Annotated in this window: 19 protein-coding genes and 2 tRNA genes; 2 read left to right on the forward strand and 19 right to left on the reverse strand. The window is 58.4% G+C overall.

Annotated elements, in window-relative coordinates; all coding sequences use genetic code 11:
- Positions 1-75: 75 nt before the first annotated feature.
- The 11 genes from infB to rlmE form a co-directional block, all read right to left on the reverse strand.
- Complete coding sequence (infB, locus tag RHM69_RS16025) at positions 76-2,592, reverse strand: translation initiation factor IF-2 (RefSeq protein ID WP_003194185.1); 2,517 nt, start codon at positions 2,590-2,592, stop codon at positions 76-78.
- Positions 2,593-2,619: 27 nt separating this feature from the next.
- Positions 2,620-4,101 carry a transcription termination factor NusA gene (nusA, locus tag RHM69_RS16030; protein WP_003194187.1) on the reverse strand — a complete coding sequence of 494 codons (1,482 nt, stop codon included), beginning with the start codon at positions 4,099-4,101 and terminating at the stop codon, positions 2,620-2,622.
- Between the two features lie 47 nt (positions 4,102-4,148).
- The gene (rimP, locus tag RHM69_RS16035) at positions 4,149-4,607 is read right to left on the reverse strand and encodes a ribosome maturation factor RimP (RefSeq protein ID WP_032873230.1); all 459 of its coding nucleotides are present in this window, start codon (positions 4,605-4,607) and stop codon (positions 4,149-4,151) included.
- Between the two features lie 140 nt (positions 4,608-4,747).
- A tRNA-Met gene (locus tag RHM69_RS16040) sits at positions 4,748-4,824 on the reverse strand.
- Positions 4,825-4,920: 96 nt separating this feature from the next.
- Positions 4,921-5,006: transfer RNA gene (locus RHM69_RS16045), tRNA-Leu, on the reverse strand.
- Positions 5,007-5,028: 22 nt separating this feature from the next.
- Positions 5,029-5,412: a preprotein translocase subunit SecG gene (secG, locus tag RHM69_RS16050; protein WP_003194191.1), complete on the reverse strand. Its 384-nt coding sequence runs from the start codon at positions 5,410-5,412 to the stop codon at positions 5,029-5,031.
- Positions 5,413-5,416: 4 nt separating this feature from the next.
- Positions 5,417-6,172, reverse strand: a complete 756-nt coding sequence (gene tpiA / locus RHM69_RS16055; protein WP_003194193.1) for a triose-phosphate isomerase — start codon at positions 6,170-6,172, stop codon at positions 5,417-5,419.
- A gap of 66 nt (positions 6,173-6,238) precedes the next feature.
- Positions 6,239-7,576, reverse strand: a complete 1,338-nt coding sequence (gene glmM / locus RHM69_RS16060; protein ID WP_003194195.1) for a phosphoglucosamine mutase — start codon at positions 7,574-7,576, stop codon at positions 6,239-6,241.
- Between the two features lie 16 nt (positions 7,577-7,592).
- Positions 7,593-8,444, reverse strand: coding sequence for a dihydropteroate synthase (gene folP, locus RHM69_RS16065; RefSeq protein ID WP_014719952.1), 852 nt, complete (start codon positions 8,442-8,444; stop codon positions 7,593-7,595).
- An 8-nt stretch (positions 8,445-8,452) separates the two neighbouring features.
- A complete protein-coding gene (ftsH, locus tag RHM69_RS16070) occupies positions 8,453-10,363 on the reverse strand; it encodes an ATP-dependent zinc metalloprotease FtsH (protein WP_019817951.1) in 1,911 nt (636 codons plus the stop codon).
- Between the two features lie 200 nt (positions 10,364-10,563).
- Positions 10,564-11,214, reverse strand: a complete 651-nt coding sequence (gene rlmE / locus RHM69_RS16075) for a 23S rRNA (uridine(2552)-2'-O)-methyltransferase RlmE (protein WP_014719954.1) — start codon at positions 11,212-11,214, stop codon at positions 10,564-10,566.
- Between the two features lie 107 nt (positions 11,215-11,321).
- Here rlmE and RHM69_RS16080 point away from each other — a divergent pair, with 107 nt between their 5' ends.
- Positions 11,322-11,630, forward strand: coding sequence for a YhbY family RNA-binding protein (locus tag RHM69_RS16080; protein ID WP_003176146.1), 309 nt, complete (start codon positions 11,322-11,324; stop codon positions 11,628-11,630).
- Positions 11,631-11,639: 9 nt separating this feature from the next.
- Here the strand turns inward: RHM69_RS16080 and RHM69_RS16085 are convergent, their stop codons facing one another.
- The 8 genes from RHM69_RS16085 to grpE form a co-directional block, all read right to left on the reverse strand.
- Positions 11,640-12,044 carry a hypothetical protein gene (locus RHM69_RS16085; RefSeq protein ID WP_014719955.1) on the reverse strand — a complete coding sequence of 135 codons (405 nt, stop codon included), beginning with the start codon at positions 12,042-12,044 and terminating at the stop codon, positions 11,640-11,642.
- A gap of 28 nt (positions 12,045-12,072) precedes the next feature.
- Positions 12,073-12,549 (reverse strand): transcription elongation factor GreA, encoded by a 477-nt coding sequence (gene greA / locus RHM69_RS16090; RefSeq protein ID WP_032873232.1) that lies wholly within the window; start codon positions 12,547-12,549, stop codon positions 12,073-12,075.
- Between the two features lie 2 nt (positions 12,550-12,551).
- Positions 12,552-15,773: a carbamoyl-phosphate synthase large subunit gene (carB, locus tag RHM69_RS16095; protein WP_003194205.1), complete on the reverse strand. Its 3,222-nt coding sequence runs from the start codon at positions 15,771-15,773 to the stop codon at positions 12,552-12,554.
- A gap of 105 nt (positions 15,774-15,878) precedes the next feature.
- Positions 15,879-17,015, reverse strand: a complete 1,137-nt coding sequence (gene carA, locus RHM69_RS16100; protein ID WP_003194208.1) for a glutamine-hydrolyzing carbamoyl-phosphate synthase small subunit — start codon at positions 17,013-17,015, stop codon at positions 15,879-15,881.
- A 259-nt stretch (positions 17,016-17,274) separates the two neighbouring features.
- The gene (gene dapB, locus RHM69_RS16105; RefSeq protein WP_014719957.1) at positions 17,275-18,081 is read right to left on the reverse strand and encodes a 4-hydroxy-tetrahydrodipicolinate reductase; all 807 of its coding nucleotides are present in this window, start codon (positions 18,079-18,081) and stop codon (positions 17,275-17,277) included.
- 10 nt (positions 18,082-18,091) lie between these two features.
- Entirely contained in the window at positions 18,092-19,216 is a 1,125-nt protein-coding gene (dnaJ, locus tag RHM69_RS16110) for a molecular chaperone DnaJ (RefSeq protein WP_014719958.1), read from the reverse strand.
- Between the two features lie 316 nt (positions 19,217-19,532).
- Entirely contained in the window at positions 19,533-21,449 is a 1,917-nt protein-coding gene (dnaK, locus tag RHM69_RS16115) for a molecular chaperone DnaK (RefSeq protein WP_014719959.1), read from the reverse strand.
- 102 nt (positions 21,450-21,551) lie between these two features.
- The gene (grpE, locus tag RHM69_RS16120) at positions 21,552-22,112 is read right to left on the reverse strand and encodes a nucleotide exchange factor GrpE (protein WP_003194215.1); all 561 of its coding nucleotides are present in this window, start codon (positions 22,110-22,112) and stop codon (positions 21,552-21,554) included.
- A gap of 254 nt (positions 22,113-22,366) precedes the next feature.
- On the opposite strand from grpE, the gene recN reads away from it, so the two are divergent.
- Positions 22,367-24,040, forward strand: coding sequence for a DNA repair protein RecN (gene recN / locus RHM69_RS16125; RefSeq protein ID WP_003194217.1), 1,674 nt, complete (start codon positions 22,367-22,369; stop codon positions 24,038-24,040).
- Positions 24,041-24,079: the final 39 nt, after the last annotated feature.

Consider the following 24,079-nt stretch of genomic DNA (forward strand, 5'->3'; position numbering starts at 1 on the left):
CGCCCGGCCTGACAAAAGCCAGACCGGGCGTTGCGTTTAGAGTCCTGACGCTGCGCGGCTCCTGAAGTGCGCGAGTTAGAGGCTGCGAGCAACCTGAACCTTCTCGAAGACTTCGATCTTGTCGCCAACCTTGACGTCGTTGTAGCTCTTGACGCCGATACCGCATTCCATGCCGGCACGTACTTCGGCAGCGTCATCCTTGAAGCGGCGCAGGGATTCCAGCTCGCCTTCGAAGATAACGATGTCTTCACGCAGTACACGGATTGGACGGTTACGGTACACAGTGCCTTCAACCACCATACAGCCGGCAATCGCGCCGAATTTCGGCGAGCGGAACACGTCACGCACCTCGGCGATACCCAGGATGTTCTCCCGGACGTCACTGCCAAGCATGCCGGTAAGGGCCTTCTTGACGTCTTCGATGATGTCGTAGATGACGTTGTAGTAACGCATGTCCAGGCCTTCCTGCTCGACGATCTTGCGAGCGCCAGCATCGGCACGCACGTTGAAGCCGAACAGTACAGCGTTGGAAGCCAGTGCCAGGTTGGCGTCGGATTCGGTGATACCACCGACACCGCCACCGACAACGCGCACTTGCACTTCGTCGTTACCCAGGCCGTTCAAGGCGCCGTTCAACGCTTCGAGGGAACCACGAACGTCAGACTTGAGGACGATGTTAAGCGTCTTCTTCTCTTCCTGGCCCATGTTCTCGAAGATGTTTTCCAGCTTGCCGGCGTGAGCACGGGCCAGCTTGACCTCGCGGAACTTGCCTTGACGGAACAGAGCCACTTCACGGGCTTTCTTCTCATCAGCCACTACGCTCATCTCGTCGCCAGCGTCCGGCGTACCGTCCAGGCCGAGAATCTCGACTGGGATAGCAGGGCCTGCTTCCTTGATTGGCTTGCCGTTCTCGTCGAGCATGGCACGTACACGGCCGTAGTTCGAACCGACCAGTACCATGTCGCCTTGGCGCAGGGTACCGTCTTGGACCAGCACGGTGGCAACCGGGCCACGGCCCTTGTCGAGACGGGACTCCACCACGACGCCACGGCCAGGAGCCGATGGAGTAGCGGTCAGTTCCAGGACTTCGGCTTGCAACAGGACCGCTTCGAGCAGTTCGTCAACGCCGGTACCCATTTTCGCCGAGACCGATACGAATGGCGTCTCGCCACCCCATTCCTCGGACGTCACGCCGTGAACCGACAGTTCGCTACGGATGCGATCGAGATCGGCGCCCGGCTTGTCGATTTTGTTCACGGCAACGACCAGAGGAACACCGGCAGCCTTGGCGTGCTGGACGGCTTCAATGGTCTGCGGCATTACGCCGTCGTCCGCTGCAACCACCAGGATGACGATGTCGGTCGCCTTGGCACCACGGGCACGCATTGCGGTAAACGCGGCGTGACCTGGGGTGTCGAGGAAGGTGACCATGCCGCGTTCGGTTTCAACGTGGTATGCACCGATGTGCTGGGTAATACCACCGGCTTCGCCTGCGGCAACCTTGGCACGACGGATGTAGTCGAGCAGGGAAGTCTTACCGTGGTCAACGTGGCCCATTACGGTCACGACCGGCGCACGGGAAACCGCTTCACCTTCAAACTTCAGGGACTCGGCCAGGGAATCTTCCAGGGCGGTGTCGCTGACCAGGGTCACTTTGTGGCCCAGCTCTTCAGCAACCAACTGGGCAGTTTCCTGGTCCAGTACCTGGTTGATGGTGGCCGGAGTGCCCAGCTTGAACATGAACTTGATGATTTCAGCAGCCTTGACCGACATCTGCTGGGCCAGATCGCCCACAGTGATGGTCTCGCCGATCTTCACTTCACGCACGACAGGGCCGGTTGGGCTCTGGAAACCGTGGGCGTTGCGCTTCTTCAGCTTGGCCTTGCCGCGACCACCACGACGGAAGCCATCGCTTTCTTCGTCGGTGGTACGTGGGGCAACGCGTGGCGCAGGCGCTTTCTCTTTGACCGAGGCGCGGTGCGGAGCGTTTTTACGCTCGCCATCGCCACCACCACCGCGACGATTGTTGTCGTCAGCACGTGGTTTGTCCGGACGACGAGGCTCGTCGCGCTTGCGGGCGTCTGCTGCAGGAGCAGGTGCGGCGGCAGCCGGGGCAGCCTCACGCACAGCTTCAACAGGGGCGGCGACCGCGTCAGTGGCAGCAGGTTGCGCAGCAGCAGGCTGGCGACGCGCTTCTTCTTCGGCGCGACGCTTGGCTTCTTCTTCAGCCTTCTGACGTGCAGCATTTTCTACTGCGCGACGTTCTTCCAGCTCGCGTTTGCGCTCGGCTTCGATTTCTTCCGGGCTGCGCTGTACGAAGACTTTCTTCTTGCGTACTTCAACGCTGATGCTCTTGCTACCTGCAACCCGCAGGGTGCTGGTGGTTTTGCGCTGCAATGTAATCTTGCGCGGTTCTTCCACTTTCGCCTTGTGGCTGCTCTTCAAGTGAGTCAGCAAAGACTGCTTCTCACTATCGCTCACACCTTCATCGGCGGCGGTGTGCGGCAGACCTGCCTCACGCATCTGCTGCAACAGGCGCTCTACCGGTGTTTTGACCTCATCGGCCAGTTGTTTCACCGTGACTTGCGTCATGCACTTCTCTCCTCAGGCCGCGCCTAATTACTCGAACCAATGGGCTCGGGCGGCCATGATCAACTTGCCGGCACGATCTTCGTCAATGCCGTCGATGTCGAGCAGATCGTCAATAGACTGCTCGGCCAGGTCTTCGCGGGTAATTACGCCGCGCACCGCCAGTTCCATCGCCAAATCCTTGTCCATACCCTCAAGCGAGAGCAGGTCTTCGGCCGGATGGGCGTCTGCCAGCTTTTCCTCAGTAGCGATGGCTTTAGTCAACAAACGATCCTTGGCCCGAGCGCGGAGCTCGTTGACGATATCCTCGTCAAAGCCGTCGATGTTGAGCATTTCTTCCAACGGTACGTAGGCAATCTCTTCCAGGCTGGTGAAGCCTTCATCTACCAGCACCTGTGCCAGTTCTTCATCGACTTCCAACTCTTCGATGAAGTTGCGCAGGATGTCACCGGTTTCAGCTTGCTGCTTAGCCTGGATGTCCGATTCGGTCATCACGTTCAGGGTCCAGCCGGTCAGTTGGCTGGCCAGACGCACGTTCTGACCACCACGACCAATGGCCTGAGCCAGATTGTCTGCGCCAACGGCGATGTCCATTGCATGGGCATCTTCGTCAACGATAATTGCCGCCACTTCAGCTGGCGACATGGCGTTGATCACGAACTGCGCCGGGTTATCGTCCCACAGGACGATGTCCACACGCTCACCGCCCAATTCTCCCGACACTGCCTGGACGCGCGAACCGCGCATACCGATGCAAGCGCCTTGCGGGTCGATGCGTTTGTCCTTGGAGCGGACCGCGATCTTGGCACGCGAACCCGGGTCACGGGACGCAGCCATCACTTCGATCAGGCCTTCGGCGATTTCCGGCACTTCGATACGGAACAGCTCGATCAGCATTTCCGGCGCGGTACGCGACAGGATCAACTGCGGGCCGCGGTTCTCGGTGCGGATTTCCTTGAGCAGCGCACGCAGACGCACGCCGACACGGAAGGTTTCGCGAGAGATGATGTCTTCGCGGGCCAGCAACGCTTCGGCGTTGTTGCCCAGGTCGACGATCACGTTGTCGCGGGTAACTTTTTTCACGGTGCCAGAGATGATTTCACCCAGGCGTTCGCGATAGGCGTCAACGACTTGAGCGCGCTCGGCTTCGCGAACCTTCTGCACAATGACCTGCTTGGCGGTCTGTGCAGCAATACGGCCGAATTCGATCGACTCGATCTTTTCTTCGACAACATCGCCAACCTGAGCGCCCGGATGCGTTTGCGCAACCTTGCTTGGCCAGGTTTCGATGGCCGGATCATCAAGATCGTCCTCTTCGACCACCGTCCAGCGACGGAAAGTCTCATAGGCACCGGTGTGGCGGTTGATTTCCACACGCAGATCTACTTCGTCTTCAAAACGTTTCTTGGTAGCAGTGGCCAGGGCCAGCTCCAACGCTTCAAAAATCACGCTTGCCGGTACACCCTTTTCATTGGATACCGACTCAACAACCAGCAGTACTTCTTTGCTCATCGTACGCCTCGCCTTTCGCAAGCCATTGGATCCGCGGGATCCGCGTCTCAGTCAAAACTGGGAATAATGTTGGCCTTGTCGATCATATCGATCGGCAACAGGAACTCGTGGTCTTCTACCTGCACCACGACATCCTGCTCTTCTACACCGCGCAGAAGGCCCTGAAAGTTGCGTCGCCCTTCAAAGGGGGAGCGCAGCTTGATCTTCACTTGTTCACCGGCATATTTAGCAAACTGCTCGATAGTGAACAGTGGGCGTTCCATGCCTGGCGAGGAAACTTCAAGGGTGTATTCAACGGAGATTGGATCTTCAACATCCAGCACACCGCTGATCTGACGGCTGACAATGGCACAATCGTCCACCAGCACACCGCCCTCTTTATCGATATAAACGCGCAACATTGAGTGGCGACCTTGAGCCGAAAACTCAATACCCCAGCATTCATAGCCTAGGGCCACGACCACCGGGGCCAACAAGGCCTGCAACTCTTCTAGCTTGCTCGACACCTGAACCCCCTCGTGCATGTATGTGCATGCTGTGCAAAATAAAAAAATGGGCGAAACGCCCATCCTTGAAACGCCGTCGAACAGCGGCGTTGAAAGTGTCCAGCTAACAAAAAGCCCCTTAAAAGGGGCTCCGCTAAAACTGGTTGCGGGGGCCGGATTTGAACCGACGACCTTCGGGTTATGAGCCCGACGAGCTACCAGACTGCTCCACCCCGCGACAAAGCTGGGGCGGAAGTATACGACCGATCCCTTACAGGGTCAATGTAACCTTCCACCTACAAGAAAGCCCGCAACAGCGGGCTCTCCTGATAATTGGTACCGAGAAGGGGACTCGAACCCCTACACCCTATGGGCACAACCACCTCAAGGTTGCGTGTCTACCAATTCCACCACCTCGGCAATACAGCGCTTACAACCCTTCTTACTTCTGCTCTTGAGCTGGAGGTACGTCAGTCGCTGGAGTAGCCGACTTTTGCTCTTGAAGCACCGGGACATCATCAGAAGCCGGTTTTGCTTTTGGAACTTCCAACACTGCTGGGTTTGGCAAACCTACTTGAGTCAGCACATGAGCTTTCTCTTTAGCAAAGTAACCTAACCCTAAGCTGGTTATGAAGAAACCTGCGGCAAGTATAGCAGTAAACTTACTAAGAAAGGTAGAGGAACCTTGGCTTCCGAACACAGTATTTGAAGCACCTGCACCGAAAGACGCACCAGCATCCGCACCTTTACCCTGTTGCAACAAAACCAGAGCAACTACGCTCAGGGCAGCCAACAGATGAAAAACGACTACGACTGTTTCCAGCATTTTTTCAGTTTCCCGCGGCGCGACAGATCGCACCGAACTCATCTGCATTCAGGGAAGCTCCACCAATGAGCCCCCCATCGATATCCGGCATGCCGAACAGTTCGACCGCATTGGCCGCCTTCACGCTGCCGCCGTATAGAAGCCGCACACCTTGTGCGACTTCAGAATTCTCTGCCGCCAACTGCGCGCGGATGGCTGCGTGCACATCCTGCGCCTGTTGCGGCGTAGCAGTCAGCCCGGTGCCAATGGCCCAGACCGGCTCGTAAGCAATAACTGCCTTTGCAAATGCACCAACACCCAGCTCCTCGATGATGCTGCCCAGCTGACGCGAGACAACTTCAAGAGTCTTGCCCGATTCGCGCTGCTCAAGGGTCTCCCCTATGCACAACACCGGAATCAAGCCACAAGCCTGTGCTGCGGCGAACTTGCGGTTGAGCGTCCCATCCCGCTCGCCCATCATCTGGCGACGCTCGGAGTGCCCGACAAGCACATAGGAACAACCCGCATCAACCAGCTGACTCGGCGAAATCTCGCCGGTCAACGCACCTTGCATCGGCTCTACCGCAGAGTTCTGCGCGCCGACCTGAATCGACTTGCCCTTCAAGCCATCAACCACTTGGTTGATATGCAAGCAAGGCGGGAACACCGCGACGTCAACACCGCTAGGCAAGGCCAAGTGACGAAGGCCGTTGATCAGCTCAGCGACACTGGCGCGGGTACCGTGCATCTTCCAGTTACCAGCTACCATAGTGCGACGCATGCTGTACCCCGTCGGTCAAAGTGGGCGCAGATGTTACCCAACCACATCATCACTGGCAAGCCGAATTCAGGCGCAAACTTCAGTTACCAGTTTTGCCAGGTCTTCGGCATGGCCGCGAACCTGTGTTTCGTCCTCGCCTTCGACCATCACACGCACCAGCGGCTCTGTGCCGGACTTGCGCAGCAACACACGCCCGCGCCCCGCCATTGCCTGGGTCACGCGCTCGCAAGCCTCTTTGACAGCAGGGTGCTCGATGGGGTTTTCGCCACCGGCAAAACGCACATTGAGCAGCACTTGCGGGCACTTGCGCAGGGCTTGACGCGCCTGGGCCAGGCTCTCCTCGCGGCGACGCAGGGCCAACAGCACCTGTAGCGCGGCGATGATCGCGTCACCCGTGGTGGTGTGCTGGAAGCAGACCACGTGCCCGGAGTTCTCGCCGCCGACCAACCAGTTACGCTCCAGCAGCTCGGCGATCACGTAGCGGTCACCGACATTGGCGCGAATAAAGGGAATCCCCAGTTCTGCCAACGCCAATTCCAGCCCGAGATTACTCATCAGAGTGCCGACCACGCCACCTTGCAGCTTGTTACGCTCATGCAGGTCACGGGCAATGATGAACAACAGGTCATCACCATCCACGATCGTGCCAGTGTGATCCACCATCAGCACGCGGTCGCCATCACCATCAAAAGCGATGCCCAGGTCCGCATGCTCAGCCAGCACAGCAGCCTGCAGTTGCTCCATGTGGGTGGAACCGCAGTTGTCGTTGATGTTCAAGCCGTTGGGCTGAGCCGACAGCACGGTAACCTGTGCGCCCAGTTCCTTGAAGACGCTCGGCGCCACCTTGTAGGTCGCCCCATGGGCGCAATCGACAACAATCTTCAAGCCTGCAAAATTGGTGCTGCTCGGGACGCTGCTTTTACAGAATTCGATATAGCGGCCTGACGCGTCGTTAATGCGCGACACCTTGCCCAGCTTGCTGGACTCGACCACCGTCATCGGCGCATCCAGCAGCTCTTCGATCATCAACTCGATCTCGTCAGGCAACTTGGTGCCCTGCCCCGAGAAAAACTTGATGCCGTTGTCATCATGAGGATTGTGGGAGGCGCTGATCACAATACCGGCTTCAGCGTGGAAGGTACGCGTCAGGTAAGCGATTGCCGGCGTGGGCATAGGCCCCAACAACATCACATCGGCCCCGGCGGCGGACAATCCGGCCTCCAGCGCAGACTCAAACATGTAGCCCGAAATACGGGTGTCCTTGCCCACCAGGATGCGACAGGCGCCCATGCTGCGGAACGCCATGCCTGCCGCCCAACCCAGCTTGAGCATGAAATCAGGGGTGATCGGGAATTCGCCGACCCGACCACGAATGCCGTCGGTGCCAAAATATTTTTTAGTCATAAGTACTCCATCATTCTTATTCGGCTGATTCTACAGCAGCGAGCATGCGCACCACATCGACCGTTTCGGCGACATCATGCACACGCAAAATACGTGCGCCCTTGGTCACGGCAAGCGCCGCAAGCGCCAGGCCGCCATACAGGCGTTCGCCGACGGGGCGATTCAAGGCGAGCCCTATCATGCTCTTGCGCGAAACGCCGACCAACAGCGGGCGACCAAGGGCGTGCAGCGCTTCCATGTGTTTGAACAGGCTTAGATTGTGCTGCAGGGTCTTGGCAAAGCCAAACCCCGGATCGAGGATGATCTGTTCGGGCGCAATACCCACAGCCACACACTGGGCAACCCTCTCAGCAAGAAACCCACCCACCTCGCCGACCAGATCGTCGTAATGCGGATTGTCCTGCATGTTGCCGGGCTCACCCAACATATGCATCAGGCAGACAGGCAAGCCGGTTGCAGCGGCCGCATCAAGGGCGCCGTCGCGCTGCAAGGAACGCACATCGTTGATCAACCCAGCCCCCAGACGCGCGGTTTCGCGCATCACTGCCGGGGTGGAGGTGTCTACCGAGATGATGACATCCAGCTCGCGGGCTATGCGCTCAACCACCGGTGCCACCCGCTCCAGCTCCTCCAATGGAGAAACAACGCGGGCGCCGGGGCGGGTCGATTCCCCACCCACATCAATCAGCGTCGCACCGGCAGCCACCATCGCCTCGGCATGGCGCAACGCGGCGTCCAACTGACTGAAGCGGCCACCATCGGAAAAGGAGTCAGGGGTTACATTGAGGATGCCCATGACATGCGTCCGGGCCAAATCAAGAACCCGGTTGCCGCAAGGCAACCGGGTAGAGGACAAAGCAGAAGTCATTTCAAACCTTAGTGATCAGCTGCCGGGCCGCCGATAGGCGTTTCAGGGCGCTCATTCTGCACCACAGGCGGAGTGCCCGAAGTACCCGAACCACCTTCCCAGTCGCGCGGCTCACGCGGCGTGCGGCCCGACATGATGTCGTCGATCTGGTCGGCATCGATGGTTTCGTACTTCATCAACGCATCAGCCATGGCGTCCAGCTTGTCACGGTTGTCAGTGAGGATCTGCTTGGCAGTGCCGTAGCACTGGTCAATGATGCTGCGAACCTCGGAGTCGATCAGCTTGGCTGTCTCACCCGAGAAGCTGGCGCTTTGCCCACCGCCGCCACGGCCCAGGAACACTTCGCCTTCTTCTTCGGCGTACATCAATGGGCCGAGTTTTTCCGACAAGCCCCACTTGGTCACCATGTTTCGCGCAATCTGGCTGGCACGCATGATGTCGTTGGAGGCGCCAGTGGTCACACCGTCGAAGCCAAGGGTCATTTCTTCAGCAATACGGCCACCATACAGCGAGCAGATCTGGCTGATCAGCGCACGCTTGGAGAGGCTGTAGCGATCTTCTTCCGGCAGGAACATGGTCACACCCAGTGCCCGACCACGAGGAATGATCGACACTTTGTAGACGGGGTCATGCTCAGGCACAACGCGACCTACAATGGCGTGACCTGCCTCGTGATAAGCGGTGTTCTGCTTCTCTTTCTCGGACATGACCATGGATTTGCGCTCGGCGCCCATCATGATCTTGTCTTTCGCCAATTCGAACTCTTTCATCTCAACGATGCGCTTGCCAGTACGGGCAGCGAACAGCGAAGCCTCGTTGACCAGGTTCGCCAGATCAGCACCGGAGAAACCGGGAGTACCACGGGCGATCACAGCCGGAGCCACGTCGTCACCCATTGGCACCTTGCGCATGTGTACTTTCAGAATCTGCTCACGACCACGAATGTCCGGCAGGCCGACCACAACCTGGCGGTCGAAACGGCCCGGACGCAGCAACGCAGGGTCGAGAACGTCGGGACGGTTGGTTGCGGCGATGACGATAATGCCGTCATTCATCTCGAAACCATCCATCTCTACCAGCAATTGGTTGAGGGTCTGCTCACGCTCATCGTGACCACCCCCCATGCCCGCGCCACGATGGCGACCAACGGCATCGATTTCGTCGATGAAGATGATGCATGGCGCGTGCTTCTTGGCCTGCTCGAACATATCGCGAACACGGCTGGCGCCGACGCCGACAAACATCTCGACGAAGTCAGAACCGGAAATCGTGAAGAAAGGCACCTTGGCTTCGCCGGCAATCGCCTTGGCCAGCAAGGTTTTACCGGTACCCGGAGGCCCCACCATCAGCACACCGCGAGGAATACGGCCACCCAGGCGTTGGAACTTGCCCGGATCACGCAGGAACTCGACCAACTCACCGACTTCTTCCTTGGCTTCGTCGCAACCTGCGACGTCAGCCAGGGTGGTCTTCACCTGGTCTTCGGAGAGCAGGCGCGCCTTGCTTTTGCCGAAGCTCATCGGCCCGCCCTTGCCTCCCGCACCGCCTTGCATCTGGCGCATGAAGAACATGAACACGGCGATAATCACCAGGATCGGGAAGCTGGCCACCAGGAGCTGGGTCCAGATGCTTTGCTGTTCAGGCTGCTTGCCTTCCACAACGACCTTGTTATCCACCAGGTCACCGATGAGACCGTTGTCCTGAATGGCAGGACGAATGGTCTTGAAGCTGTCGCCATCGTTGCGCTTACCGGTAATCACGTAGCCATCAACCGCTACGCGCTCGACCTTGCCATCCTTAACTTGCTGGATGAAGTCGGAATAGTTGAGGGTCTGCGGCTCGTTAGGGCTGGAGAAGTTGTTCATCACCGTCACCAGGACAGCCGCGATGATCAACCACAGGATCAGATTCTTTGCCATATCGTTCAATTAACTACCCTCTGAAGCAAGCTCCGCTACTGGCGCGCGCTTCGCATGATATTCACCGGCCTAACTTACTACATTACCTACAACTCTGGCAGGCGCCGTCTGTAACCCTTTGTGAAACTTTGACTACTCAATATTCGTAAAGCTTCGTGACGAAAGCGATATAAAAAAACCTATCGCCCTCCTCGAATTTCTCAAAAACGCTCTTCGCTCGCAGCGCCTTCGACACCGCGGAAGCCACGGCACAGCAGATACTGCTCCCTGGACCGGTCACGGGATGAGTCCGGCTTGCGTGTCTGTACCTTGTCGAACAACTTGCGAATGTTCTTGTGGTACTCGTCGAAACCTTCGCCCTGGAAGACCTTCACCAGGAAATCGCCACCCGGACGCAACACCCGACCTGCCAGATCCAGCGCCAGTTCACACAGGAACATGGCACGCGGCATATCAACAGCCGGTAATCCACTCATATTGGGGGCCATGTCGGAAATCACAAGGTCTACCTGCGAATTTCCCACAGCCTCCAGGATCTCGGCCAATACCTTGTCCTCGGTGAAATCGCCGTGAACAAAGGTCACGTCCGGGATGCTGTCCATCTCGAGGATGTCCGAAGCGATCAATCGACCTTGCCCACCAATCAGACGACTGGTCACCTGGGACCAGCCACCGGGGGCCGCGCCGAGATCGATAACGCTCATGCCTGGACGAATCAATTTGTCCTTGTCCTGGATCTCCAGCAACTTGTAGCTGGCCCGGGAACGGTAGCCGTCCTTTTGCGCCTTTTTGACGTAAGGATCATTGAAATGTTCTTGTAGCCACTTAAGGCTGGTTTTGGAACGGGCCACGGGCCACCTCGAAAAAATAAAACGGGTCGTGATTAACTGGGCGGTCCCGGACTCGCTCGGGTAAACTGGCCGCCGCTTTTTACAAGATCAGACGCAGGGGTCAGATTATGCCGCTCACTCAAGAGCAGAAGAAACAGTACAAATCCATTGGCCACCATCTGAAACCAGTTCTGATTGTGGCAGACAACGGTTTGACTGAGGGTGTGCTAGCCGAATTCGAGCGCGCACTGAACGATCACGAACTGATCAAGATCAAGGTCAACATCCTTGATCGCGAAGCGCGCCTGGCCGCCGTTGCAGAACTGTGCAAGGTCGGCAAAGCGGACCTGGTTCAGGTCATCGGCAAGATGGCGCTGCTGTATCGCAAGAACTTCAGCGTCAACAAGCAACTGTCGAACGTTCATCGCTTCAAATGATGAAAAGGGTCAAGGGCGTGCTTCGCGCGCCCCGCCACTCCATCCCGGCGCAGGTTGCATAACCAGCACCAGGCCAGAGAACCCTAGCACAAGATAGCTGAATAACTGCCAGCGCAACGCTTGCGGCAGCCACACATGCACCACGCAAAACATTGCGCATGCATACAGCGCCATCAACAGCAGTTGCCCGCGGATATCCCGCCACAAACTCTTCAGGCCTTCGGCCTTGATCAGCACCAACACCTGAAGCATCACGCACGTCGCCGCAAAACCCACCAGCAGCGCACTCAGCAATCCGTCGATCTCATCGATCAGCAGCGGCGCCAGGCCAATCAGGCCCAACGCCGGCAATACACCAATATGTAACAGCCATAGGCCGCCCACCCAAAGCATCTGAGAGAGCTGCCAAAGCATGGCGCCCGCACGCAGCGGGCGCCGTCTTTCAGATGTGACGAACTTCGACAATCTCGTACTCAATGACGCCGCTCGGCGTTTTCACGGCAACCACGTCGCCTTCTTCCTTGGCAATCAAGGCGCGAGCAATCGGCGAGCCGACAGAGATCTTGCCTTGCTTGAAGTCAGCCTCATCCTCACCCACGATCTGGTAAGTCACGCTTTCGTCGGTCTCGACGTTGGCGATTTCCACGGTCGTGCCGAAAATTACCTTGCCGGTATGCGGGATGGTGGTGACATCGATGATCACCGCATTCTGCATACGGCCTTCGATGTCACGAATCCGCGCCTCGACCATACCCTGCTGCTCGCGAGCAGCGTGGTATTCGGCGTTTTCCTTCAAGTCACCCAGCTCGCGGGCCGTACCGATGTCCTGGCTCAGCTTTGGACGTACGACCTTGGTCAGATGGGCGTGCTCCTCTTCCAGGGCGCGCGCGCCCTGAACGGTCATCGGGTATTTGGTTATGCTCATGCCTTCAATCCTGCGTGTAGATCCTGCAAGCGACGCACGGTCTTTTCCGGACCGAACTTCAGCGCTTCACAGATAGCTTCGCCAGCAGCAATGGTAGTGGTGCAGTAAATCTTGTGCTGCAAGGCATTACGACGAATGGAATAGGAGTCCGCGATCGACTGGCGACCTTCGGTGGTGTTGATGATCAGAGTGACTTCGTCATTCTTGATCATGTCGACCACATGCGGACGTCCTTCCGTCACCTTGTTCACGCGACGTACTTTCAGGCCGGCAGCTTCGATCAGCTTGGCGGTCCCGGCGGTAGCCACGACTTCAAAGCCCAAGTTGATCAGATCGCGGGCGACCCCTGCAACCAGTGGTTTGTCATCATCACGTACGCTGATAAACGCAGTACCGCCGGTCGGCAGCACTTCACTGGCACCCATCTGGGCCTTGGCGAATGCTTCACCGAAGGTATCGCCCACACCCATCACTTCACCGGTGGACTTCATCTCTGGGCCCAGGATCGGGTCCACACCAGGAAATTTGGCGAACGGGAACACCGCCTCTTTCACACTGTAGAAGTTCGGAATGATTTCCTTGGTAAAGCCGATTTCCTTCAGGGTCTTACCGGCCATCACACGTGCAGCGATCATGGCCAGGGACACACCGATGCACTTGGACACGAACGGTACGGTACGCGAAGCACGCGGGTTGACTTCGATGACGTAGATGTCTTCGCCTTGCAGCGCCAACTGTACGTTCATCAGGCCGACCACACCCAGTTCCAGGGCCATCTTCTTGACCTGTTCGCGCATCTCGTCCTGGATGTGCGCCGGCAGCGAGTACGGCGGCAGGGAGCACGCGGAGTCACCGGAGTGAACGCCGGCCTGCTCGATGTGCTGCATGATCGCGCCGATCACGACGTCAGTACCGTCGCAGACCGCGTCCACGTCCATTTCGATGGCGCAGTTGAGGAAGTGGTCCAGCAGCACCGGGCTGTCGTTGGAGACTTTCACCGCATCACGCAGGTAGCGCTTGAGTTCTTCTTCTTCGTAGACGATTTCCATCGCCCGGCCGCCCAGTACGTAGGACGGACGCACCACCAGCGGGTAGCCGATCTTGCTGGCCGCGCGAATGGCTTCGTCTTCGCTGCGCACGGTGGCGTTCGGCGGCTGGCGCAGGTTCAGGCGCTCAACCATCTGTTGGAAACGCTCACGGTCTTCGGCACGGTCGATTGCATCCGGGCTGGTACCGATGATCGGCACGCCAGCGGCTTCGAGGGCACGCGCCAGTTTCAGCGGGGTCTGGCCGCCGTACTGGACGATCACGCCTTTAGGCTTCTCGACGCGGCAGATTTCCAATACGTCTTCCAACGTTACCGGCTCGAAGTACAGACGGTCGGACGTGTCGTAGTCAGTGGAAACCGTTTCCGGGTTGCAGTTGACCATGATGGTCTCGTATCCGTCTTCGCGCAGGGCGAGGGCGGCGTGTACGCAGCAGTAGTCGAACTCGATGCCCTGGCCGATACGGTTCGGACCGCCACCCAGGATGATGATCTTGTCGCGGCCCGTCGGCGCGGCTTCGCACTCTTCCTCATAGGTGGAGTACATGTAGGCCGTGTCGGTGGCGAATTCTGCGGCGCAGGTGTCAACGCGCTTGTAGACCGGGAAGATATCCAGCTTGTGGCGATGAGTACGCAGGTTCTTCTCGGTCACACCCAGCAGCTTGGCCAGACGCTGGTCGGAGAAGCCTTTGCGCTTGAGGCGGAACATCAGGTCGCGGTCGATAGACGACAGACCCAGCGTCTTGACCTTCTCTTCTTCCTTGATCAGATCTTCGATCTGCACCAGGAACCACGGGTCGATCATGTTCATGCCGAAGATATCTTCGACGCTCAGGCCGGCACGGAAGGCGTCAGCCACGTACCAGATACGCTCGGCGCCCGGCACGGTCAGCTCGCGCTTGAGGATGCTCATGCTTTCCGGGTTGCTCAGGTCGAGCTTCTCGTCCAGGCCGCAAACACCGACTTCCAGGCCGCGCAGCGCTTTCTGCAGGGACTCCTGGAACGTGCGGCCGATGGCCATGACTTCACCGACCGACTTCATCTGGGTGGTCAGGCGCGCATCCGCCTTGGCGAATTTCTCGAAGGCAAAGCGCGGCAGCTTGGTCACGACGTAGTCGATAGACGGTTCGAAAGACGCCGGCATAGCGCCGCCGGTGATTTCGTTTTGCAGCTCGTCCAAGGTGTAGCCGATAGCCAGCTTGGCAGCGATACGCGCAATCGGGAAACCGGTCGCTTTCGAGGCCAGCGCCGAAGAACGCGATACACGTGGGTTCATCTCGATCACGACCATGCGGCCGGTGTCCGGGCAGATGCCGAACTGGACGTTGGAACCGCCGGTTTCAACGCCGATCTCGCGCAATACCGCCAAGGAGGCGTTACGCAGGATCTGGTATTCCTTGTCGGTCAGGGTCTGTGCTGGTGCCACGGTGATCGAGTCACCGGTGTGCACGCCCATCGGGTCGAAGTTTTCGATGGAGCAGACGATGATGCAGTTGTCCTTCTTATCGCGGACAACCTCCATCTCATATTCTTTCCAGCCGATCAGCGATTCGTCGATCAGCAGCTCTTTGGTCGGCGACAGGTCCAGGCCACGAGCGCAGATTTCTTCGAACTCTTCACGGTTGTAAGCAATACCACCGCCGGTGCCGCCCATGGTGAAGGACGGACGGATGATGCATGGGAAGCCCAGGGTCTCGAGGACCGCATTGGCCTCTTCCATGCTGTGGGCGATACCGGAACGCGGGCACGCCAGGCCGATGGACTTCATGGCCTTGTCGAAACGCGAACGATCTTCAGCCTTGTCGATGGTGTCGGCATTGGCACCGATCATCTCTACGCCGAACTTTTCCAGGACGCCTTCGCGCTCCAGGTCCAAGGCGCAGTTCAGAGCGGTCTGGCCACCCATGGTTGGCAGCAGCGCGTCCGGACGCTCTTTTTCGATGATCTTGGCAACGGTCTGCCACTTGATCGGCTCGATGTAGGTGGCGTCGGCCATGGCCGGGTCGGTCATGATGGTGGCCGGGTTGGAGTTCACCAGGATGACGCGGTAGCCCTCCTCGCGCAGGGCTTTACAGGCCTGGGCGCCGGAGTAGTCGAATTCGCAGGCCTGGCCGATCACGATCGGGCCAGCGCCAAGAATCAGGATGCTTTTTATGTCTGTACGTTTTGGCATGGGTTTGTCACTCAAATCCGCAGGTCAGTCGGCAAGCCGTCTTGAACAATCTTTGAAGAGCCTGCGGGGGCCACCGCAATCCGGGGCCGCCCGCAGGCCACTCAGTCAGCGTCGCTTGGCCATCTCATTGATGAAACGGTCGAACAGCGGCGCTACGTCGTTCGGGCCCGGGCTGGCTTCAGGGTGGCCCTGGAAGCTGAACGCGCTCTTGTCGGTGCGCTCGATGCCTTGCAGGGAGCCGTCGAACAGCGACTTGTGAATGGCGCGCACGTTGCTCGGCAGGGAGGCTTCATCCACCGCAAAACCGTGGTTCTGGCTGGTGATCATCACAACGCCGGTGTCCAGGTCTTGTACCGGGTGGTTGGCACCGTGGTGGCCGTGGCCCATTTTCAGAGTCTTGGCGCCGGAGGCCAAAGCCAGCAACTGGTGACCAAGGCAGATGCCGAATACCGGAATCTCGGTCTCCAGTACGTCCTTGATGGCCTGGATAGCGTAGTCGCATGGCTCAGGGTCACCCGGGCCGTTGGACAGGAACACACCGTCCGGCTGCATCGCGAGCACATCGCTGGCAGGGGTTTGCGCGGGCACCACGGTCACACGGCAACCGCGCTCGACCAACATGCGCAGGATGTTGTACTTGACGCCGTAGTCATAGGCGACCACGTGGTAAGGCAGATCGGCAGCCTCGATAGTCGCGTGGCTGTCGGTCTTCAGATCCCACACAGTGGAACGCCACTCGTACTTCTCTTTAACGCTGACGACTTTCGCCAGGTCCATGCCCTTCAGGCCAGGGAAACCTTGCGCCGCGGCAATCGCCGCCTCTTCGGAGATATTGTCACCGACCATGATGCAGCCGTTCTGCGAGCCTTTTTCACGCAGGATGCGCGTGAGGCGGCGCGTATCGATACCGGCGATCGCCACAACGTTGTTGGCTTTCAGGTAATCGGACAGCGACATCGTGTTACGCCAGTTGCTCGCAACCAGTGGCAGGTCACGAATTACCAGGCCCGCCGACCAGACACGATCAGACTCGACATCTTCCGGCGTGGTGCCGGTGTTGCCGATGTGCGGATAGGTCAGGGTAACGATCTGTTGGGCGTAGGAAGGATCGGTAAGGATTTCCTGATAGCCGGTCATGGCAGTGTTAAACACCACCTCTCCAACGGTCTGACCGTCGGCTCCAATGGCTTCGCCGCGAAAAATGCTGCCATCAGCAAGGGCGAGTATGGCTGGCTTAGTCAAGAAGACCTCCCGTAAATAAAGCCTGAAAGGGCGATCGCAGGTTGTAAAAAAGCGGAGTGACGTATGGACACGTCACCCCGCTTCTTCACTGAATTATTCTGCGCGCTTTTAGTGGACACACTAAAGCTGTAGCTTACAGAAAAAGGCTTTTTTGGTCCACCGCTAATGAGCCTTAAAGGCAGGGGAATGCGACAGGACGTCGCCTAGCGGGTAAAAACGGGGCCACAGGATAATCCTGAGCCCCCGTTTTAGCTACTGGTTAGTGCAAATCCAGCACGTCACGCATGTCGTACAGGCCCGGCTCGCGGCCGTCCAACCAAAGCGCAGCACGCACCGCGCCCTTGGCGAAAGTCATGCGGCTGGAGGCTTTGTGCGTGATCTCCAGGCGCTCGCCTTCGGTGGCGAACAGCACGGTGTGATCGCCAACCACATCACCACCGCGCACGGTTGCAAAACCGATGGTGTCGCGTGCGCGCTCCCCTGTGTGGCCTTCACGCCCGTATACCGCCACTTTCGACAAATCGCGGCCCAGCGCATCGGCAATAGCTTCACCCATGCGCAACGCAGTGCCCGACGGGGCGTCGATCTTGTGACGGTGATGAGTCTCGATAATCTCGATATCAGCCTCATCACCCAGCACGCGCGCCGCCAGGTCCAGCAATTTCAGCGACAGGTTTACGCCCACGCTGAAATTGGCAGCGAAGACGATCGGAATATCCTTGCCCGCCTCCACCAGCAACTGTTTCTGCTCGGCGCTCAAACCGGTGGTACCGATCACCATAGCCTTGCCCGCCTTACGGCAGAAGGCCAGATTTTTCAGCATCACTTCCGGCAGGGTGAAGTCGATCAGCACGTCGAACTCGTCAGCCACCTGCTCAAGGTTGCCAGACAACGAAACACCGATGCGGCCCAATGAGGCCAACTCACCTGCGTCCGCGCCGATCAACGTACTGCCTGGGCGAACAATCGCCGCCGTCAGCCCGGAGGCCGGCGAGCGTTGCTGCACCGCCTCGACCAGCGTCTTGCCCATGCGCCCGGCAGCGCCCATTACGGCTATACGTCGCATATTCAGATCCTTACAGGTCGCCGAAGAAGCGTTTTACACCGTCGAAGAAGCCCGTAGTCTTCGGCGAGTGGGAGTCATCGCCTTCCAGCGAGCTGCGGAACTCTTCCAGCAGTTCACGCTGACGACGATTCAGGTTCACCGGGGTTTCCACCGCCACACGGCACATCAGGTCGCCAGCACCGCCACCGCGCACGGGCGCAACGCCTTTGCCACGAATGCGGAACTGCTTGCCGGTTTGAGTCCCCTCGGGAATCTTGAGCTTGACCCGACCATCCAGCGTCGGAATCTCCAGCTCGCCACCCAGGGCCGCATCAACAAAGCTGATCGGCACTTCGCAGAACAAGTGCTTGCCGTCACGCTGGAAGATCGAGTGCTCGCGCACATTGATCACCACGTACAGGTCGCCCGTAGGGCCACCCTGGGCACCCGCCTCGCCTTCGCCCGACAGTCGAATACGATCACCGGTATCCACACCCGCCGGCACTTTCACCGACAGCGTCTTGTACTCTTCGACGCGGCCTTCGCCGTGGCAGGAGTCGCACGGATCGGAAATGATCTTGCCCTGGCCATGGCAACGCGGGCAGGTTTGCTGCACCGAGAAGAAGCCCTGCTGCATGCGTACCTGCCCGATACCGCCGCAGGTCGGGCACGTGATCGGCGAGGAGCCTTTCTTCGCACCCGAGCCGTCGCACGGCTTGCAGTTGACCAGCGTCGGCACACGGATATTGACACTGGTGCCGCGCACGGCTTCTTCCAGGTTCAGCTCCAGGGTGTAACGCAGGTCGCTGCCGCGCTGAGGGCCGCCACGCTGACCGCCACGGCCACCGCCGAAGAAGTCGCTGAATACGTCGCCGAAAATATCGGAGAAGTTCTGGCCACCAAAACCGGCACCGCCGCCGCCCATGCTCGGGTCGACGCCAGCATGGCCATACTGGTCGTAGGCCGCACGCTTATTGGGATCACACAGGCATTCGTAGGCCTCGTTGGCCTCTTTGAACATCTCTTCGGATTCTTTGTTATCCGGATTACGGTCCGGGTGGTGCTTCATCGCCAGGCGACGGTAGGCTTTTTTCAGCTCCGCCTCGCTGGCGCCACGCTCCACACCCAATACTTCGTAATAGTCACGCTTTGCCATAAGTCTTTGCACTCTTAAGGACGTTCGACCTGGCCCTCCTGAACCCTGCCAAACTCGTTGAGCCCCAATACAGGCCCGGACCCAACTCACGTCAATTCAACGATCCTGGTCATTACTGTTTCCAGCCAGGGAGCCGGCCAAAAACGCGGTGACTGTCATTCGGAAAGCAGGAGCATTCCCGTTCACACCGCCAGCATCCGAGCGTTGTCGCATGCTGTAAAAATTCGCATACCCCAGACACGCCAACGCGGGAGCAAGCTCCCGCGCGGCGACATCCTACCAGTCACCGCTTGTGCGCGGTCAACCGGGCGACAACTTACTTGTTGTCTTTAACTTCTTCGAACTCAGCATCGACAACATCGTCGTGCTTGGCTTCAGGCTCTGCTTGTTGCGCAGCGCCGTCAGCCGGCTGGCCTTGCTCGGCGTACATTTTCTGAGCAACTGGCGCGGAGACTTTCGACAGCTCCTCAACCTTGGCTTCGATGGCAGCCTTGTCGTCGCCTTTAATGGCGGCTTCCAGCGCAACCACTGCCGCTTCGATTGCGGTTTTCTCTTCGTCTGTCACTTTGTCGCCAGCATCAGCGATCATTTTGCGCGTCGAGTGAACCAGCGCGTCACCCTGGTTACGGGCGCCTGCCAACTCTTCGAACTTCTTGTCGGCTTCAGCATTGGTTTCAGCATCACGGATCATCTGTTGAATTTCTTCATCAGACAGGCCGGAGTTGGCCTTGATGGTGATCTTCTGCTCTTTGCCGGTGGCCTTGTCTTTCGCGCCGACGTGCAGGATGCCGTTGGCGTCGATGTCGAAGGTCACTTCGATTTGTGGCACGCCACGTGGTGCTGGTGGAATCTCAGCCAGGTCGAACTTGCCCAGGGACTTGTTCTGTGCAGCTTGCTTACGCTCGCCCTGCAGCACGTGGATAGTCACGGCGCCCTGGTTGTCATCGGCAGTCGAGAACACCTGAGATTTCTTGGTAGGAATCGTGGTGTTTTTCTCGATCAGCGCAGTCATCACGCCACCCATGGTTTCGATACCCAGGGTCAGCGGGCTTACGTCCAGCAGCAGCACGTCTTTCACATCACCGGCCAGTACCGCACCCTGGATGGCAGCACCCATGGCAACGGCTTCGTCCGGGTTCACGTCTTTACGGGCTTCTTTGCCGAAGAACTCGGTAACCAGCTTCTGAACCAGTGGCATACGGGTCTGACCGCCCACCAGGATCACGTCGTTGATCGAGCCAACGTCGATACCGGAGTCTTTCAGCGCGATGCGGCAAGGCTCGATGGTGCGCTGAACCAGGTCTTCAACCAGCGCTTCGAGCTTGGAACGCGAGATCTTCACGTTCAAGTGCTTAGGACCGGTAGCGTCTGCAGTGATGTACGGCAGGTTCACGTCAGTCGACTGAGCGGAAGACAGCTCGATCTTGGCTTTTTCAGCGGCTTCTTTCAGGCGCTGCATGGCCAGCGGGTCACCCTTGAGGTTCATGCCGCTTTCTTTCTTGAATTCGTCAACGAGGTAGTCGATCAGACGAATGTCAAAGTCTTCACCACCCAGGAAGGTGTCACCGTTGGTGGCCAACACTTCGAACTGGTGCTCGCCGTCAACTTCTGCGATCTCGATCACGGAGACGTCGAACGTACCGCCACCCAGGTCGTAAACGATCACGGTGTGGTCGCCCTTGGCCTTGTCCATACCGTAAGCCAGCGCGGCTGCGGTTGGTTCGTTGATGATACGTTTTACATCCAGGCCCGCGATGCGGCCGGCGTCTTTGGTGGCCTGACGCTGGCTGTCGTTGAAGTAGGCCGGAACGGTGATCACCGCTTCAGTCACTGCTTCACCGAGGTAGTCTTCGGCGGTCTTCTTCATCTTTTTCAAGATTTCAGCCGAGATTTGCGGCGGCGACATTTTCTGGCCGTTCACTTCAACCCAGGCGTCACCGTTGTCGGCCTTGGCGATTTTGTAAGGCACCATCTTGATGTCTTTCTGTACGACTTCTTCGTCGAATTTACGACCGATCAGACGCTTTACCGCGTACAGGGTGTTGTGCGGGTTGGTCACCGCCTGACGCTTGGCCGATTGACCGACGAGGATTTCACCGTCGTTGGCGTAAGCGATGATCGACGGAGTGGTACGTGCGCCTTCGGCGTTTTCAATAACTTTTGCAACGCCGTTTTCCAGCACGGAGACGCAGGAGTTGGTGGTCCCCAGGTCGATACCGATAATTTTGCCCATGATTTACTCTCCCGAAACTTGAATTTGGTTGCCGCAGCAGTTTTGGCTAACTGCGGTAGCACTTAAACGCTTGACTTATAAATGGGGGCCTTGCGGCGAATTTCAAGCCTGCTCATCAATAGAAGGTGCAACGGGTGCAGGAGCCTTGCTCACCACCACCATTGCCGGACGCATCAGGCGACCGTTGAGCTGGTAACCCTTCTGGAACACCTTGATTACGCTATTGGGTTCCAGGTCATGGCTTTCCTGCATGGCCATGGCTTGGTGATGTTCAGCATTGAACGGCTCGCCGGCTTGCGGATCGATAGCTTCCAACTGATAACGCTTCAGGGTGTCCTGGAACATTTTCAGGGTCAGCTCGATGCCTTCGCGCATTGGGCGGATGTTTTCATCGTCCGGGTTGGACAACTCAAGACCACGCTCCAGGCTGTCGATGATCGGCAGCAGGTCACCGGCGAATTTTTCCAGCGCGAACTTGTGAGCCTTCTCTACATCCTGCTCGGCACGGCGGCGGACGTTCTGCAGATCGGCGGCAACACGCAACGATTGATCCTGCGCAGCGGCCAATTGCTCTTCGAGCACTTGCACACGAGTCGCCAGTTCATCACCGGCAGCCGAATTGGCGTCTGGAGTTTGCGTATCCTGCGTCTGTTCGTCAGCCATAGATTTCTCCTTTCAAAATCATGCGCGAACTCAACTCGCGCTTCTGCTCCGGTATATGGGGCCACAATTTTCAGGTTCAAGGGCGCAGGCGTTACCAAAAGTCTTTCGATTGACCTGGATCATTTCCTTCACGCTCATTCCACATCGCGCTAAAAAAATTAACGACTCAAGCAAATCGAGCTAAGTGCCAGGATTGTCAGGCCTGAACAAAACACTGTATAAATAACCAGACCTAAAGCCTGGGAGCGGCCGTCATGCTCGTGCACCTGTCTGTACATAACTACGCCATCGTTGAACATCTGGATCTTGAACTGGATCGCGGGATGAGCGTAATCACAGGCGAAACCGGCGCCGGCAAGTCGATCATGCTCGACGCCCTCGGCCTGACGCTTGGCGACCGCGCCGACAGTGGCGTGGTACGCCCTGGCTCCGACAAGGCCGACATACTGGCCACCTTCGACCTGGCGGACATCCCCGAAGCCGAGGCATGGCTGGCCGAGCGCGACCTTAATAATGAAGGCCCCTGCATTCTGCGCCGGGTGATCACCGCCGAGGGCCGCTCGCGCGGCTATATCAACGGCACGCCTTGCCCACTGGGCGACTTGAAAGCCCTGGGCGAATTGCTGATCGATATCCACAGTCAGCACGAACACCAATCCCTGTTGAAAACCGATACCCACCGTCGCCTGCTCGATGAGTACGCCGGCGCCACCGATCTTTCCCGGCAAGTTCAACTGGCCGCCCAACGCTGGCGCCAGACACGCCAGGAACTGGAACGCCTCTCCAACTCCGGCGACGAACAACGCGCCCGCCACCAGTTGCTCAGCTATCAACTGGAAGAGCTCGAGAGTCTGGGCCTGGGTGAGACAGAGCTGGAGCAACTTGAGCAGGAACACAAGAACCTGACCAACGCCGAGACCCTGCTGGGTATCTGCCGCCAGGTCGTCGAGCAATGTAGTGAGAGCGACTCCGGCAATGTCCTTAATGCACTGACCGCCAGCCTCAACCGCCTGTCCAGCGTGAACAATGCTTCCGGCTCACTGAGCGAAGCGACCACCCTGTTGACCAGCGCGCAGATCCAGGTTGAAGAGGCCGTGGGCGAACTCAATCGTTTCCTGGACCATTTCGACGCCGACCCAGCTCGCCTGCAGGAAATAGAAGAACGCCTGGACACTATTTATACACTGGCTCGCAAGCATCGAATCCAGCCGACAGAAGTCGCAACCATGCAGCAGAAACTGCTGGATGAAATCGAAACACTCAACGCGAACGACGAATCCATCGAACGACTGGGCGAAGAGCTCGCTTCGTTTGCCCGTCATTATCAGGAAAAAGCCCGGGAGCTGAGCGCTCTGCGCCAGCAGGCAGCTACTAGCCTGGCAAGCGCCGTTGAGCTGGAAATCCAACGCCTGGGCATGCCAGGCGGGCGCTTCACCATCGAGCTGCATCCCAACGCCAGTCAAGAATTGCAGCCTCATGGGCTGGAGCACGTCGAACTGCTGGTGAGTGCCAACCCCGGCCAACCGCTCAAGGCCCTGGCCAAAGTGGCCTCCGGCGGCGAACTCTCGCGGATCAGCCTGGCGATCCAAGTGATTACCGCCCAGACCTCACGGGTACCCACCCTGGTATTCGATGAAGTGGATGTGGGCATTGGCGGGCCGACCGCAGAAATTGTTGGCCAATTGCTGCGTCGCCTGGGGGATCGCGGCCAGGTGCTTACGGTGACGCACTTGCCGCAAGTGGCAGCCCAAGGGCATCAGCACCTGTTTGTGCATAAGGTGCGCGGCAGTGACGCGACACACACCGCCGTCTCCAAGCTGAACAAGTCGGAACGGGTGGAAGAAGTGGCGCGGATGCTCGGCGGTATCGACTTGACCAAGGAGTCCTTGGCTCACGCGAAAAAAATGGTGGTGGCCGCGAAGGCCTGAAGCGATATTTTCCACTCTATAGAAAGCACGAAGGCGACC

Source organism: Pseudomonas sp. CCI1.1, from assembly GCF_034348165.1.
In the GTDB taxonomy this organism is placed as follows: domain Bacteria; phylum Pseudomonadota; class Gammaproteobacteria; order Pseudomonadales; family Pseudomonadaceae; genus Aquipseudomonas; species Aquipseudomonas paracarnis.

Coding starts and splice junctions, on each gene's coding strand:
- folP (WP_014719952.1), bottom strand. CDS start 8,444: ATGACTTCTGCTTTGTCCTCTACCCGGTTGCCTTGCGGCAACCGGGTT.
- glmM (WP_003194195.1), bottom strand. CDS start 7,576: ATGACTAAAAAATATTTTGGCACCGACGGCATTCGTGGTCGGGTCGGC.
- recN (WP_003194217.1), top strand. CDS start 22,367: ATGCTCGTGCACCTGTCTGTACATAACTACGCCATCGTTGAACATCTG.
- secG (WP_003194191.1), bottom strand. CDS start 5,412: ATGCTGGAAACAGTCGTAGTCGTTTTTCATCTGTTGGCTGCCCTGAGC.
- ftsH (WP_019817951.1), bottom strand. CDS start 10,363: ATGGCAAAGAATCTGATCCTGTGGTTGATCATCGCGGCTGTCCTGGTG.
- grpE (WP_003194215.1), bottom strand. CDS start 22,112: ATGGCTGACGAACAGACGCAGGATACGCAAACTCCAGACGCCAATTCG.
- dapB (WP_014719957.1), bottom strand. CDS start 18,081: ATGCGACGTATAGCCGTAATGGGCGCTGCCGGGCGCATGGGCAAGACG.
- dnaK (WP_014719959.1), bottom strand. CDS start 21,449: ATGGGCAAAATTATCGGTATCGACCTGGGGACCACCAACTCCTGCGTC.
- nusA (WP_003194187.1), bottom strand. CDS start 4,101: ATGAGCAAAGAAGTACTGCTGGTTGTTGAGTCGGTATCCAATGAAAAG.
- RHM69_RS16085 (WP_014719955.1), bottom strand. CDS start 12,044: ATGCTTTGGCAGCTCTCTCAGATGCTTTGGGTGGGCGGCCTATGGCTG.
- infB (WP_003194185.1), bottom strand. CDS start 2,592: ATGACGCAAGTCACGGTGAAACAACTGGCCGATGAGGTCAAAACACCG.
- tpiA (WP_003194193.1), bottom strand. CDS start 6,172: ATGCGTCGCACTATGGTAGCTGGTAACTGGAAGATGCACGGTACCCGC.
- RHM69_RS16080 (WP_003176146.1), top strand. CDS start 11,322: ATGCCGCTCACTCAAGAGCAGAAGAAACAGTACAAATCCATTGGCCAC.
- dnaJ (WP_014719958.1), bottom strand. CDS start 19,216: ATGGCAAAGCGTGACTATTACGAAGTATTGGGTGTGGAGCGTGGCGCC.
- carB (WP_003194205.1), bottom strand. CDS start 15,773: ATGCCAAAACGTACAGACATAAAAAGCATCCTGATTCTTGGCGCTGGC.